Origin of the sequence: Cryobacterium luteum (assembly GCF_900110125.1) — a bacterium.
GTDB lineage: Bacteria > Actinomycetota > Actinomycetes > Actinomycetales > Microbacteriaceae > Cryobacterium > Cryobacterium luteum.
In genome coordinates this window covers 66,364-80,710 of record NZ_FOCN01000007.1, presented here as the reverse complement: position 1 = coordinate 80,710, position 14,347 = coordinate 66,364, and the positions used below count along the sequence as shown (strand labels likewise).

Annotated in this window: 11 protein-coding genes; 3 read left to right on the top strand and 8 right to left on the bottom strand. The window is 65.9% G+C overall.

All coding sequences use genetic code 11. The features are described 5' to 3' along the window. Positions 1–515 precede the first annotated feature (515 nt). Both BMW72_RS09185 and BMW72_RS09180 read left to right on the top strand, forming a co-directional pair. Complete coding sequence (locus BMW72_RS09185; RefSeq protein ID WP_166787656.1) at positions 516–2,069, top strand: right-handed parallel beta-helix repeat-containing protein; 1,554 nt, start codon at positions 516–518, stop codon at positions 2,067–2,069. A gap of 519 nt (positions 2,070–2,588) precedes the next feature. After that, positions 2,589–4,526, top strand: coding sequence for a right-handed parallel beta-helix repeat-containing protein (locus BMW72_RS09180; RefSeq protein ID WP_134450311.1), 1,938 nt, complete (start codon positions 2,589–2,591; stop codon positions 4,524–4,526). Here the strand turns inward: BMW72_RS09180 and BMW72_RS09175 are convergent. From BMW72_RS09175 to BMW72_RS09140, 8 genes are all read right to left on the bottom strand, one after another. Next, entirely contained in the window at positions 4,480–5,703 is a 1,224-nt protein-coding gene (locus BMW72_RS09175) for a glycosyltransferase family 4 protein (protein WP_092109807.1), read from the bottom strand. The genes BMW72_RS09180 and BMW72_RS09175 overlap by 47 nt on opposite strands. Continuing rightward, positions 5,700–6,803 carry a polysaccharide pyruvyl transferase family protein gene (locus BMW72_RS09170; RefSeq protein WP_134360548.1) on the bottom strand — a complete coding sequence of 368 codons (1,104 nt, stop codon included), beginning with the start codon at positions 6,801–6,803 and terminating at the stop codon, positions 5,700–5,702. The genes BMW72_RS09175 and BMW72_RS09170 overlap by 4 nt, the downstream gene beginning before the upstream one ends. Beyond that, complete coding sequence (locus BMW72_RS09165; RefSeq protein ID WP_198416310.1) at positions 6,800–7,786, bottom strand: glycosyltransferase; 987 nt, start codon at positions 7,784–7,786, stop codon at positions 6,800–6,802. The genes BMW72_RS09170 and BMW72_RS09165 overlap by 4 nt, the downstream gene beginning before the upstream one ends. An 83-nt stretch (positions 7,787–7,869) precedes the next feature. Then, the gene (locus tag BMW72_RS09160; protein WP_092109804.1) at positions 7,870–9,345 is read right to left on the bottom strand and encodes a tyrosine-protein kinase domain-containing protein; all 1,476 of its coding nucleotides are present in this window, start codon (positions 9,343–9,345) and stop codon (positions 7,870–7,872) included. 105 nt (positions 9,346–9,450) lie between these two features. Beyond that, positions 9,451–10,368, bottom strand: a complete 918-nt coding sequence (locus tag BMW72_RS09155) for an alpha/beta hydrolase (RefSeq protein WP_166787654.1) — start codon at positions 10,366–10,368, stop codon at positions 9,451–9,453. Continuing rightward, positions 10,365–11,423 carry an acyltransferase family protein gene (locus BMW72_RS09150; RefSeq protein ID WP_166787653.1) on the bottom strand — a complete coding sequence of 353 codons (1,059 nt, stop codon included), beginning with the start codon at positions 11,421–11,423 and terminating at the stop codon, positions 10,365–10,367. Before BMW72_RS09150 ends, BMW72_RS09155 begins: the two co-directional genes overlap by 4 nt. A gap of 49 nt (positions 11,424–11,472) precedes the next feature. After that, positions 11,473–12,474: an LCP family protein gene (locus BMW72_RS09145; RefSeq protein ID WP_134450310.1), complete on the bottom strand. Its 1,002-nt coding sequence runs from the start codon at positions 12,472–12,474 to the stop codon at positions 11,473–11,475. A 318-nt stretch (positions 12,475–12,792) separates the two neighbouring features. Then, positions 12,793–13,560, bottom strand: coding sequence for an HAD-IIB family hydrolase (locus BMW72_RS09140; protein ID WP_092109796.1), 768 nt, complete (start codon positions 13,558–13,560; stop codon positions 12,793–12,795). 154 nt (positions 13,561–13,714) lie between these two features. Between BMW72_RS09140 and BMW72_RS09135 the strand changes: the two genes are divergently transcribed. Beyond that, on the top strand, positions 13,715–14,338 hold the full coding sequence (locus BMW72_RS09135; RefSeq protein WP_092109794.1) for a flavin reductase family protein: 624 nt from the start codon (positions 13,715–13,717) through the stop codon (positions 14,336–14,338). Positions 14,339–14,347: the final 9 nt, after the last annotated feature.

Below are 14,347 nucleotides of genomic sequence, written 5' to 3'. Positions count from 1 at the left end.
GGAATGGAAATCAGGGATGGAACGCCACGACCGCACCCCGGCCTCGGCCTCGGCGATAGGCGAGAAGGCACGCGGGACCACCGGGCAGCATCCGGGTGGCACGGGCGCAGCTGCCGTGAGAACCATCTCGCCGACCTGACCATTATCGGGACTTTCACAGGTAAGTGAAACGGATTCGACTTTGCCGCTCGATAGGCTCGAAGCCATAGTTCAATCCGAATAGTCCCTACGCTGTCGGGCTTCGAACGCTGAATACGCACCACGCACCGACCGGGCCCGCATCCGCCCCAAGCACCTGTCAGACCGACACGCTGCTGCAGAACACGCGGGATCACGACACCTGCCCGGCTCGATGAGGTCGACGAACCGACCTCGGGCGATATGCCGCCTGCACCGGTGCGACAGCTTCATCCGCTTATTCGAACCGGCCCCTGATGGTTCGAGCAGGCACAGCATTCGCGCAGCACCGCGCACCCGCTGTGCATTCGCGACCCGACTCTCCGGAGGACTCCACCGTGCCATTTTTTCACCTGCCACTCGTTCACAAGCCCAAAGCCAGCAGCCCCGCAGCCAGCACTACGCCGGCTCACCACGGCATACCCGCCCGTCATACCCTGATCGCCGTCGCCGCGATCACGGCCGTGACCCTTGCGATCCTTGCCCCGGTGATCACGCCGACCACGGAGGCGGCGTCCGCCGCTCCCGCCCGGACCGTCATCGACAGCACGTCGCCGAAGATCAACTACACCGGCACCTGGCGCAGCACGCGCAGTGCCGCCGACCGCGGCGGGTCTGTGCGCTTTCAGTTCAGCGCCGGCAGCGCGTCGATGACCTTCACCGGATCCAGCGTCGCCCTGATCACGCGCACCACGAAGAGCTCGGGCAAGAGCACCGTCTCGATCGACGGCAAGGTCGTGGCCACGCTTAACGGCTATTCCGCGACCACCGTGCACCAGAAGACCGCCTTCAGCACCACGAGTCTCTCGGACGGAACCCACACGATCAAGGTCAGTCGTACCGGCAAGAAGGATGCGCATTCAAGCGGCACCAACAGCATCATCGACGCCTTCGTCGTGAACGCCGCGACCGGCACCGCACCGGCACCGGCACCGGCACCAGTACCGGCACCGGCCCCCGCGTCGTCGCCCTCCGTGCACCGCTACGCGGACTGCCCCGCAGCAACGACGACGGTACGCACGGCCGACCAGCTCATGGCCGCCGTCGACCGCGCCGGTCCCGGCACCGTCATTCGGATGGCCCCTGGCACCTACCGCGGCCAGATCAACATGCACGCCAACGGAACCGCCGCCAATCCGATCTGGGTCTGCGGTTCGCGCGACGCGGTGATCAATGTCGGCAGCATCCAGGACGACCACGGCATCCAGATCAAGAATTCCTCGAATCTGGTCATCGCCGGCATGACCGTGACCAACAGCCTCAAGGGCATCAGCGTGATCGGCGGCACGAACGTGACGATCGCCGACACCCGCGTCGACCACATCGGCTACGAGGGCATCCACCTGCGCGCCTTCACCACCGACAGCACGGTCGTCGGCAACACTATCTCCAACACCGGAGCCCGCGACGCCTCATATGGTGAGGGAATTTACATCGGCACCTCGGAGAACAACTGGTGCGAGCAGACCACATGCGGTCCTGACCGCACCGACGGCACCCTCGTACTCGGCAACCGAATCAGCCGCACCGGGGCCCAGCCCATCGAGGTCAAGGAGGGCACCTCGGACGGCGTCATTCGTGACAACGTCATCGACGGCGCCAACGCCATGCCGCGCGCGGAGGAATGGGTCAAGGTCAAGGGAAACGACTGGACGATCGACGGCAATCAGGGCGCCAACAGCCCGCTGCACGGCTTCGCGGTCAACGGAAGTGTCGCGGGCTGGGGGCTGCGCAACACGTTCACCGACAACTCGGGCGCCGTGAACGCCGGAGGCTACGCCTTCTTCATCCACGAAAAGGGCAGCAAGGGGTCGAGCAACACCGACCTGTCGTGCTCGAACTCGGTCACGCGAGCCAGCGAGGGATTCTCCAACCTGGCCTGCACCCCCTAGCCGAAGAGTCTGAAGGGCCCCCAGCACGCTGTCCCAGCGCGCTGGGGGCCCTGTTTTGTAAACGGCGCCGGATGCACCGCCAACGTTTGATTTTCGGGGCTGACAAAATCTCAAGAGTTTCAAAACCACTCTAGGCACTTTCACAGGAATAACGGACGCCGCTGCTGCCAACCGTTCCCGCTGACACAAACTTCACGCCCTCGCTCGTGTGGCATAACCCACAATGGGCAATAACACTGGTCAGCGCCAAATCCAGAGGTCTTCTCAGTTTCCCCTCCGGGCCTGCCGCCGGGAGGCGCGACGTCTCGCGCGCTCCCCCGCGAGACGGAGGCTTCAACATCCGCTTGTTGAAAGCCCACAAACCCATTTGCACACGGGCAACGCGCAGCACTTCAGACGCTAATTGACGAAGTGAGACCGGCAGCACAACCGCCGGCTATCACGAAGATCATGTGCGTCGGGACCCGTCGGGTTCACGGACGTAACCATCCCGTCCATGAACATCCGGAAGGTCCCACCATGTTGTTCCCCCGCTTTTCCCGACGTGCCACCATTGCGGCCGTCGCAATCGCCGCGCTGGTTCCTCTCACGGCCATCCTTCCCGTCGGCGTCGCATCGGCCTCCGCCGCGACGGCGCCCGCCGGCACCACGGTGATCGACAGCACCTCCACCCAGATCAAGTACTCGGGCACCTGGCGCAGCACCGGCTCCCCCTCCGATAACGGCGGGTCCGTGCAGTTCGCCTCCGCAACGTCGAGCGCCTCACTGACCTTCACCGGGTCGACCGTGGCCTACATCGCGCGTCTCACGAACAGCTCGGGTACGAGCACCGTCTCGATCGACGGCAAGGTTGTGGCCACGGTCAACGGCTACTCGGACACGACCAAATACCAGCAGAGCCTCTTCAGCACCTCGAACCTGTCGAGCGGAACGCACACCATCACGGTCAGCCGCACCGGCCAGAAGGATGCCCGCTCCACCGGTACCAGCAGCATCATCGACGCCTTCGTCACCCTCACGCCGGCCAGCACCACCACGCCGACCCCGGCACCCGTCACCGCACCCGTCACCGCACCCGTCACTGCGGCCCCCGTCGCCACAACAGCCCCGGTCGAGGCTACGGCCGGCTCGACCACGTTCGACAGTGAGTCAGCTCAGGTCAAGTACGCCGGCACCTGGCGCACCTCCGGGTCGGCCAGCGACTCCGGCGGCGGAGTTCAGTTCACCACAACGGCCGGAAGCGCTTCATTCACCTTCCAGGGCACGAGCGTGGCCTTCATCACCCGCCTGACCAGCAGCTCCGGTACGAGCAATATCGCCATTGACGGCCAGACCGTCGCCACGGTCAACGGCTATTCGGCCACCACCGCCTACAAGCAGAAGGCATTCAGCACGACGAGCCTGTCGGCCGGCCAGCACACCATCACGGTGACCCGCACCGGCCAGAAGGATGCCCGCTCCACCGGTACCAGCAGCATCGTCGACGCGTTCATCGTGTCGGCCGTGCCGAGCACCGCGCCGAGCCCGGCACCAATCAGCACCCACCGCTACGCCGACTGCCCGGCAGCGACCGTCACCGTGACCACGGCTCGGGAGCTCATGGCCGCCGTTCAGCAGGCCAAGCCCGGAACCGTCATCAAGATGGCTCCCGGAACCTACAACGAGCAGGTCAACATGACCGCGAACGGAACCGCTGCCAACCCGATCTGGATCTGCGGCCCCCGGAACGCCGTCGTCAACCCCGGAAGCGTGCAGAACAACCACGGGATTCAGATCTCCAACTCGTCCAACCTCGTCATTGCGGGCATGACCGTGACCAACAGCCTCAAGGGCATCAGCGTCATCCGCAGCAGCAACGTCACAATCGCGGACACGCTCGTCGACAACATCGGCTACGAGGGCATTCACCTGCGTGCGTTCACCACCGACAGCAAGGTCGTCGGCAACACCATCAAGAACACCGGCAAGCGCGACCCGTTCTACGGTGAGGGCATCTACATCGGCACATCCGAGAACAACTGGTGCGCCCAGACCAGCTGCCAGCCCGACCGTACCGACCGCACCCTGCTCATGGGCAATAACATCAGCCTCACCGGCGCCCAGCCGATCGAGGTCAAGGAAGGCACCTCGGCCGGCATCATTCGCGATAACGTCATCGACGGCGCCGCAGCCATGCCGCGAGCCGAGGAATGGGTCAAGGTCAAGGGCAACGACTGGAGCATTTACAACAACACCGGCAAAAACAGCACCGTGCACGGCTTCGCGGTGAACGGGAGTGTCGCCGGCTGGGGCCTGCGCAACAGCTTCTACGGCAACACAGCTCCGGTCGGCGCCACCGGCTACGGCTTCTTCATTCACGAGCAGGGTAGCAAGGGCGCCAGCGGCACCAAGGTCTACTGCTCGAACACTGTCACGGCTGCGGGCTCGGGCTTCTCAAACCTGGCGTGCCTTTCTTAACCACCCGGTCTGATCGGCGGTCGAGCGCAGTCCTCCAGCTGCGCTCGACCAGCGGAAAGACAGCGGCCGCCGAATAGGTGGTCTCAAAGGCGGATCTGGCCAGATCCGCCTTTTTGGCGCGCCAGACGGCATCCGTTATCGCCCGCTGCAGCGCCGCCTCGAGCGAGTCGACGTCACCCGGTTCCACGATCACCCCCACGCCGTTCGCCAGCACGGCCGGCACGCCGCCGACCCGGGTCGCGACCACACAGTTGTTGCGGGCCATCGCTTCGAGAATGAACATGGGCATCGCCTCGTCGCGCGAGGGCAACACCGCGATCGACGATCGCTCCAACAATTTCATCAGCGCCTCATGACTGAGCGCTCCCACGAATTCGCCACGGGTGAGCGGCACCGCCGGCTGGTCGACGATCGGGCCGGCTATGACGAGTCGCCACAGCGGATGATCCGGCGCGAGCCGCTGCCACGCCGCCGCGAGCACGTCTACGCCCTTACGTGTGCTGACCGCACCGCCGAACACGACGAGCGGTTCGATCTCGCGCTGCACACCGTCGGCGACCGCGTTCGGCACGAGCACAACCCGCTCCCCCGGCACGAATTCGGCGGCCGCAGCGCTCGACTCGGCCGAGAGGGTGAGCACCACATCGGCCGCGCGCAGCACACGCCCGACCAAGCCGGGGCGCTTCTGGGCGAAATCGGCGAAGGAACTGCCGTGCAATTGCGCCACCGTGGCAAAGCCGCGGGCCTGGGCGAGGGCCAGCAACGCGCCCTCGCGGGCGAAGGACCCGCCCTGCGACAGGTGAGCGACCACCACGGTGCGTCCCGGGTCGGCCAGCCGCAGCACCTTCCAGCCGGCGGATGCCGCCACGGCGACGGCCCGTGCCCCGCCACTGCCGTCGCGCGAAGAAATCATGCGCAGGTCGAAGTCGGCGAAGGAATGCGCCAGATACCCGTTGACGACCTGGCTCATGCCGCCGGCGACCTCCCCGCTGCGCCCGATGTGCACCGAGAGCAGCCGTTCGATCGGCGGCGAGTGGACGGGCGGGACGGGAACCGGGGTCGACTGCGGATGGGTACCGGCAGCGGGAGTAGCCGAGGGCTTCGTGATGGCCGGCGGCCCCAGGGTGATCGGTTCGGTGTCGATCGGCTGCGTGTCACCGGGTTCGGCGAGGCTCACCGCACGCTTTCGATCGTCAGCACCTGGTCGAGCAGGCGGCGCACGGTCTGCAGTTCGTTCTGTGCCTCGGCCAGTCCGGCCAGAATGGCTGTGCGACGGCCGAGCAGGTTCTGCAGCCGTCCCGCAATCTCAGCGGCCGATAATCCGGCGCTGATAATGCTCACGTCGTGCAGTCCGGCGGCGGCGAAGTGACGGGCGATCTTGTCTGATTTGCCATCCACCAAAAGCGCGGCCGGAACCGCCCCCTCGGTGAGAGCGCCGACGAGTACGTGCAGGCGATCGCTCACGGCGATCGCCGCCCGCCGATACAGGGCGCGCAGACGCTGCTCCTGCTCGTCGTGCCCGGTGCCGTTCCAGCGCAGCGCCTGCCCGCCGAGGTCGGCGGCGAGCTGGCCGCACTTCTCGTCATCGCGCAATACCTGGGTGACGCACCAGATCTCAAGGCCGTTGTCGTCCGCGACGGTGCGCACGCCGGCCAGCCAGGCACTGTTCGGGTAGTCGAGGTCGGAGCGCATCGACACGACGAGCACGTCGCGTCTCTCCACCGGAACGTCACGCGCTTGGTTCGCCCCGGCGCCGGCGAAGGCCAGATCCGGCATGACGCGGCCCTGCCCGAGATACCCGGCCGTGGCCGCATCCCGCCACAGCGACACGTTGGACAGCGCGATCGACGGCCCCATCAGGGCACGCGGCAGCGGCGCGAAGTTTCGGCTGCCGACCCCGACCCGGGCGACGCGGCCGTGCCGGGCGCGAACCAGAGCGAGCACCGGCAGCATGGCGAGGTGTTCCTTCATGCCGACCAGGGTGAGTTGAATCTCGCCCGGCTTGAACACGTAGGAGGCCCGTCCGCGTGCCGCACTCGCAAGCGCCGCCAGGTACCAGCGGCGAAACGAACGGTACTGCACGTCATCGGGCCCGAGGCCGAGGCCCTCGGCATATCCGTCGGGGGCGTCGCCGACATAGACGTGCAGCGGGCCGCTCGCGCGGAGCCAGTCGAGCAATTGGCGACGCAGCAGAATGTCGCCGATGTTGTCGAACTGTCCGCGGGCGGGTACGAAGATGTCACGCCGCATCCGCTGCTGCAGCGCTGGTTGCCTCATCGCTCGCTGGGCAGCGGAATACGCACCCCGGTGTCGATGGCACGTCCGGCAGCGAAGCGGATGACGTCGGCCGTCAGGTCCGGCGCGTCAACGGCCCTGGCAACCCCAAGGTACTCGGCGAGCTCGGCGATCTGCATTTGGTGGTCGTCGACGTGTTCGCTACGGTGCTTGCGGCGGGTCACGATCACCGGGAAGATGCCCATTTCGAGCAGCCCCATGAACGTGCCGACGCCGGCGTGGGTGATCACGACGTCGGCGTTGAGCGCGGCGTCGATGAACTGCGCGCTCGGCATCATCTGGTGCACCTGGCCGAGGAGGTCGGTGCGGTCGGTGGTGAAGCCGAGCTGCCAGACGGTGTGCTCATCGGCCAGGCCGGTCGCAAGCACCGCATCCACGAGGGAGTCGAATCGATAGCCCTCGATGGTGCCGAGGGTAACGAACAGTCTGGGGCGCTCCGGCGCGGGCCGGATCAACGAATGGTAGGTGGACAGCACGCTCGGGTGGGTTTGCCAGCGATTGGTGGCCCACGCGGGATGCTGGGTGCGCACGCTGACCAGGTGGCTGGCGGCGAGCATCCGCCCGCTGAGCGATGGGCCCTCGACGCGGGAGACGCTCTCGATGTACAGGCTCGGTACGCCGCTGATCGCGGCCTGCGGAAGCGCGGCGACGGCGAGGCCGGCGCCGGTACTCACGGCGCCCTCAAAGGTTTCGTGCTTGAGCACGCGGCGCACGATGCCGGCCGCTCGCATCATGCCGAGGTAGTCCCTGGGGCGCACGTACGGCACGTGGATGCGCCGTTGGCCGGCCAGCAGCGAGCGGCTCTGCATGGAATCAAAGGTGACCCAAAGCGAACTGGGCGAGGCGCCGAGCCCCGGCGCCAGCCGCACCAGCTGGGCCAGGTGCCCGCCGGTGGAGGCGACGAGCAGAAGCTTCCGCTGCCGGGAGGGCGACGGATTTATCGGGTAAGACGGGTGAACGGACACTGAGACTCCCTTCGGGTAAAGCCTTGTAGAACTGATTCGAACGTGCGTCTTCGAACGTGCGCTATACGGATGGGACGGGTCAGCTACCAGGTGACGCGTTGTTGGGCTTCGGTCGGAGCCGACTCGCTGTCGGGCGAGATGGTACGGCTCGCGTCGCTCGGTCGACCGTCGACGGTTCGGGGGGCACGGGGAGCCGGACGCATCGCAGCCGCGAACCCGCCGTCACGCACGAGCGCGTCGGGGCCGCGGGTGGGAACCATGGCGAGAACGACGCCGAGGGGCGTGGTTCCGACCGCTTCGAGGGCGTCGAAGGCGGCGAGCAGTTCGGGTTCGCGCACCCGGTTCGCGCCGACGACGAGTAAGGTGCCGCCGGTCCACCGGCTGAGCACGGCGGCGTCGGTCACCGCGAGCACCGACGGGGCGTCGATGAGCACGTAGTCGTAGCTGCTGCTGAGCACGTCGAGCACGGTGCCCATGGCGGTCGATCCGAGCAGTTCGCTCGGGTTGGTGGGGATCTTTCCCGACGACAGCACGGTGAGCGGATGCTGCGTGCCCCACGATTGCAGGGATTCCTTGAGCTGCACGTCGCCGAGAAGCACCTCGGTGAGGCCGCGATCAGCGTCGAGGCCGAGGTAGTCGGCAAGCCGGGGCGTGCGCAGGTCGGCGTCGATCACGGCGACGGTCGCGCCGCTCTGGGCCAGCACGATGGCGAGGTTCACCAGGGTCGTGGTCTTGCCCTCCCCCGTTACCGAGGAAGTCACCACGAGGCTACGGCGGCTGGTATCGGCATCGGCGAATTCCAGGTTGGTACGCAGCACTCTGAACGCCTCAGCGCGGGCGCTGCTCGCGCCGTCCGGTGAGATGATCGGCGTGGCGCGGGCTTCGAGCGGAATACCGCCGAGCACCGGTACGACGGTGAGGCGCTCGATGTCGTCGCGGTTGTAGATGCGGCGGTCGAGCAGGCCGAGGATGAGCGCGGTCACCAGCCCGACCAGCAGACCGATGAGCACACCGACGGCGAGGTTGAGGTAGAGCTGGGGCAGTGCGGGGTTGTCGGGGGCGACGGCCGGGTCGAGCACTCCGACCGTGACCGGGCTCGCGCCGCCGTCGGCCGGCGTTTCCAGCTGGTTGATGACGACGTCGGTGAAGCTTTCCGAGACGGCCTGCGCGAGCTGCTGGGCGGCATCCGCTGAGGAGGCGAGGGCAGCGATCTCGATGACGGCTGAGCCGGGCTCGGTCGTGGCCGTGACGCGCTGGGCCAGGTCGACCGCGCTCTCGTCGAGGTTCAGACTCGAAATGACGGGGTCGAGCACGCGGGGGCTTGTTGCGACGTCAAGGTAGTAGGGCAGTTTCTGCACGACGAAGTTGTTGCCCTGCACCAGATCGCCGGGTGTGGACCCGTTCTGAATCTGTGCGGCCACAAACACCCGGGTGGCGGATTCGTATTGCACCGGGGTCACCAGCGCGGCTGCCGCTGCGCCGACCAGCCCGAGCAGGACGAATGCAACGATGAGAATCCATCGCTTTCGCATAATTCGAACCAGGCGTTTGAATTCCATACGTGCTTCTCCCCGCGCGATTGACGCGTCGTGCTTCGGGTGCACAACGACAGGACCCTATGTTGGCATAAAAATCCTCACTTTTGAACCGCCGATGTTGAGGATTTAATCAGTCCGTGTTGAGGATTTAACCAGATTGTCAATGAGATACTGACGAATGCTCGCTCGCGTTGCCTCGTCGAGGAGCTCCAATGCGTGTCGTTCACCGGGTTTCACGTCGAGAGTGACGGGCACGCCGACCGCCGTGAGAGCGGACGCCATGGCCTGCCCCTGCTCGACGGGAACAAGTTCTTTTTTCGACATGGCGATGTAAAACGGCGGGTCGGTCGGGTCGACGGAGTACAACGGCGATGCATCACGGGCATTCGGGCACGCTCGAAACTCGTCGCAGCCGAGGTATTGCAGAATTGAGGCGATCGCCATTTTCGACGGGTCGCCGAGCAACAGTCCCGTCTCGGTCAGGTCGACCGCCGGTGACAACGCCACGACCGCAGCGACCCGGTCGCCGCCGGTGAGGTTGCCGGTGCCGTTCGTTCCGATCGAGGAAGCGATGATCGCGCCGGCGGAGCTGCCGAACAGTCCGATGCGTTCGGGATCGATGCCGAACTTGGCGACCTGGGCCGGGTCACGCAACCATTCGAGCGCGTCGGTGACGTCATTCACCTGCGCCGGGTAGGCGAATTTCGGGGCGAGGCGGTAATCCACCGAGAAGGCGGCGAGTCCGCCGTCGGCCAGCTCGGAGCACAGCGCGGTCATACCGCCGAAGTCCTTGGTGCCGCTGTCGAAACCGCCACCGTGAATGAGGATCACCGCCGCGGTGGGTGTGTTCCCGCCCTTGGGCAGACAGGCGTTCAGCAGCAATTTCTCCCCTTTAGCGGTGCCGTATTGCAGGTCGTTCTGCAGTACGACCGAGTCGCTGTGCGCGTTCGCGGCGGGCGCGGTGGGGGTGGCGGAGCATCCGCTCAGCACCAGGCCAACAGCCAGCAGTGCAGCGGATGCCGCGAGCAGGCGGGTTGTCTTCACAGCAGGTCTCCGTTCAATGAGGCCCGATGCGAGACGATTTTGGTCTGGCGTTTGCGGAAGGGACTAACCCACAGAAAGGAGTACCGGCGTAGGAGCTTGGCGAGGTAGAGCGAGGCGACGAGCACGAGGGCAGCGAGCAAAAACGGGAGGGCATTACCGGCGCGCTGCAGCCAGAACGCTTCGGCGAACGGGGCGAGCAGCGCGAGGGCGCTGGCCACGAGAAACAGGTGCAGCAGGTAGATCTGAAAACTGTATTGGCCCAGCGTGTTCATGAAGTTCAGCCACTTCACTCGCACCAGAAGGGTGGCCAGGGCTACGCCCATCGCGACGGCGACGGCGCTTTCGAGCAGAATCAGGCCGGGCACCCGTGAGAGGTGCAGGAGCACGAGCACTGCGGCGAGGCCGACATAAACCACGACGAGCACCGCGGCATGCCAGACGCGCACCCGGGCGGCGAGGCGGTATACGGTGCGTGGAAAATAAACGGCAAGGATGAAGAAGATGAAGTTGGCGGCGACCCGGTCCCAGCCGACATTGTCGAGATCGAGCACTCCCGGCGTTGTCGACAGGATGGCCAGGGCGCCGGCGAGACCGATCTGCACTCCGACCGGCAATTTACGCAGCAGCCAGGCCAGCAAGGTGAACAGTGCCAGGGCCCAAATGAACCAATAGCTGCTGGTGGGCCAGACCGGCAGCAGCACCATATTGAGCAGGTCGGTCGGGGACCGTTCGGTGCCGCGCAGGTGCGGCACGACGAGGTAGAACACAACCCGAATGAGCGACCACAGCAGGTACAGGTAGACCAGGGTGAGCAGGCGGCGGCGCCACAGATCCGACAGGCTCCAGGTGAGCATGCGCCGGGCGGTGAGACCGGCGATGAAGAAGAACACCGGCATGGGAAAGTAGCTGAGCACGAGGCGCAGCCGCGGGGTGCTGCCGGCCAGCCCCAGGTCGTTGAGGAACAACGACGAGTGGTAGAGCACGACGAGGATGATCGCCGCGCCCTTGGCGAAGTTGATCCACTCGCGATTCTCGGGGGCCTGTATCTCTTTCACAAGCGAAATGTACACGAGAAAAACTCAAGATGGTATCTCGGACCGGCTTCTAGGGGGCATATTGCGCGAGCGTGTCGGTCTGGAAGGCCTCCTGCAAGGGGGCGAGCTCGTCGGTGGCGATGTTCACGATGGACTGCCCGTTGGCGGACGTTCCGGTTCCGTTCGTTGGCAGGGTGAAGAAGGTGAGGTCGCTGCCGTGCAGGTCACGCAATTGCAGCTCGAGGCCGGTGAGGTAGGCGAAATCGAGGCCGTCATCCACGGCGATCCACGGGGTGACCTGCTCGATTAATCTGGTCAGAGTGGCCGGATTGGTCACCGTTCGTGAACTCATGACGGTGCTCAACATGGCCTTGAAGAGTCGCTGCTGATTGCGCACCCTGGTGAAGTCGCCGTCGGCGAAGGCGTAGCGCTCCCGCGCGTAGGCGAGCGCCTCGGCTCCGGTCACGACCTGCTTGCCGACCGCGAAAGTATGACCCTTGAGCTTGGACGATGCAAACGCTACGGGGTTGTCGATTTCGACGCCGCCGACGGCATCCGTTATGGCTTGAAAACCCTCGAAATCGACCACGGCGACATGGTCGATGCGTGTCTTGATCAGGCCTTCCACTGTCTCGACGGCGAGCGGAACTCCGCCCCAGGAGAGCGCCGCGTTGATCTTGGCCTGGCCGTGGCCCGGGATCTCCAGCCAGCTGTCACGCAGGATAGACATGACCCAGACACCCTCGCGGTCGGCCGGGATGTGCACGACCATGATCACGTCGGAGCGCTGGCCGGTCAGGTCGGTGATCGACGCGTTGTGCGCGCCGCGCCTGTCGGAGCCGAGTACGAGAATATTCTGGGCTTCGGCAACCGCGCCGACGCTTGCCGGTGGGCGCACGGCGGCGGGCGGGAAGACCGTGCTGAGGGTGGCGACCTGGTCGTCGAAGGATCGGCTGAGTTTGTAGGCGCCGACCCCGCCGGCGCCGGCACCGAGAAGAACAAGGGCCAGAACGCTGCCCATGACGATGTGCCAGCCTCTGGTGCGGCGCTGGTGACGGAGTGCGTACGGCACGGTGCTGCCTCCTGCTACCGCATTCGGGAGCGGTGTGCACACCGTAGGCCCGTCACCCACTGCGCGGAATGGGCTAGCTCCCGGTCAGCCCCGGACTGGGGGTAAAAGCACTACTGGGTGTGCGCCGCCCGCCTGTCGCGGGCCATCTGGCGCATAACTCCTGCAATTTGTTGCCGGCTCCAGAAAGGCCCCCGGAATCACGCGGATGCGCCTTTTCCCACTGCGAATTTGCAGGAGTTATGCGCAGAAAAAGAGGGGGGCAGGGGTGAAGGAAGGGGAACAGCCGGGGGCAGGGTAATAAAGAGGGCGGGCGGTGGATCAGACAGTGACGTAGCGGGGGATCAGATCTTCGAGCAGGGCTGCGGTGTTCGGCCAGCCTTCGACGGCGATGCATTCCACGCCGAGCACCTTGACCGGGTAGTCGTTGCCGTTCTCGTCGAGGCGGTCGCCGACGAACAGCATGTCGTCGAGGTCGACACCGGTGAGGTCGGCGAGGCGCTTCATGCCGTAGGCCTTGTCGATACCCTGCCGGGTGATATCAACGGATGTCGATCCGCCGGAACGCACCTCGAGATCGGGCAGCAGGGCCTGCACGGCCTCGCGCAGCGTATTCTTCTTCTCGCCGCTGGAATCCCAGGCGATCTTGGCGGCGACCGGGGCGGCCTGACCGAGTGCGGAGAAGGTGATCTGTGAGCCGCGGTCTTCGAGAATCGGCCCCCACGTGTCGCTCTCCCAGAAGCCGAGGCTGCGCGCGGTCTGCTCGACCGCGGCGAGGGCCCGCGTCTTTTGGTCGTCGCTGAGGTTTTCAGCGTAGATCTGGGTCCACCCCTGGGCATCGGCTCGATAGTACTGGGTGCCGCAGGTGGGCATAAGGTGCAGGCGGGCGAGCTGTTCCGGGCCGATTTCCGGCAGGTTGTCGATGATCTGCGCCTGGAACTGACCGAACTGGCCCCCGGAGATGATGCAGACCTCGGTGACGTCGAGCAGCTTCACGAGCAGGTCGATCATGCTCGGGTCGAGCGCGGATTTGGACGGTGCGAGCGTATCGTCCAGGTCGAAGGCCACCAGGCGGGGAAGAGTAGGCATCAGGCCACTCTATCGGCGGCAAGCGTCGGGCTGCTGTGCGCGGTGGCGGGGTGGCAGGGCGGACGAGGCTGCGCGGTGGCGGCAAAGCGGGTTGGCGGCGGGTGGGGCTTGCATATCGGGGCGTCGCAGCGGCGGGAGTTGTTAGCCTGAGCGGGTGCGCACTGACTTTGATCCCCGAGACCTTCCCCGCCGCGACTTCTACCGCCTGCTCAATTCGCTCGTTGTGCCGCGACCGATCGCGTGGGTGTCGAGCCGGTCGGCGGCGGGTGTCGACAACCTGGCGCCGCATTCGTTCTTCACCGTGGCATCCGTTTCGCCGGCCATCGTGCAGTTCACCTCGGTTGGGGTGAAGGACACCGTGCGCAATATCGTCGCGACCGGGGATTTCGTGGTGAACTTCACGCCGGAATCGCTGTTTGAGGAGGTCAACGCGACCGGCACCGACTTCGCAGCGGACGAGAGCGAGTTCGACCGCGCCGGGCTCACCAGGGAGCCGAGCCTGACCGTGGCCTCGATGCGGGTGGCCGAGTCCCCCGCGGCGATCGAATGCCGCCTGCACTCGACCCTGGCGATGGGCGACTGCACGCTCGTGTTCGGCGAGGTGACGCAGGTAGCGGTGTCGTCTGCGGTGCTGGACGGGGCGCATCCGCTCATTGGCAAGCTGCGCCCGCTGTCACGCCTGGGTCTCGACGAGTGGGGAACCCTCGGCGAGGTCAAGGAGATTCAGCGCATTCGGGCGAGCGACTGGCCGCGCGAGTTTCGGCCGCGCGAGCACTGACGGCCGGCG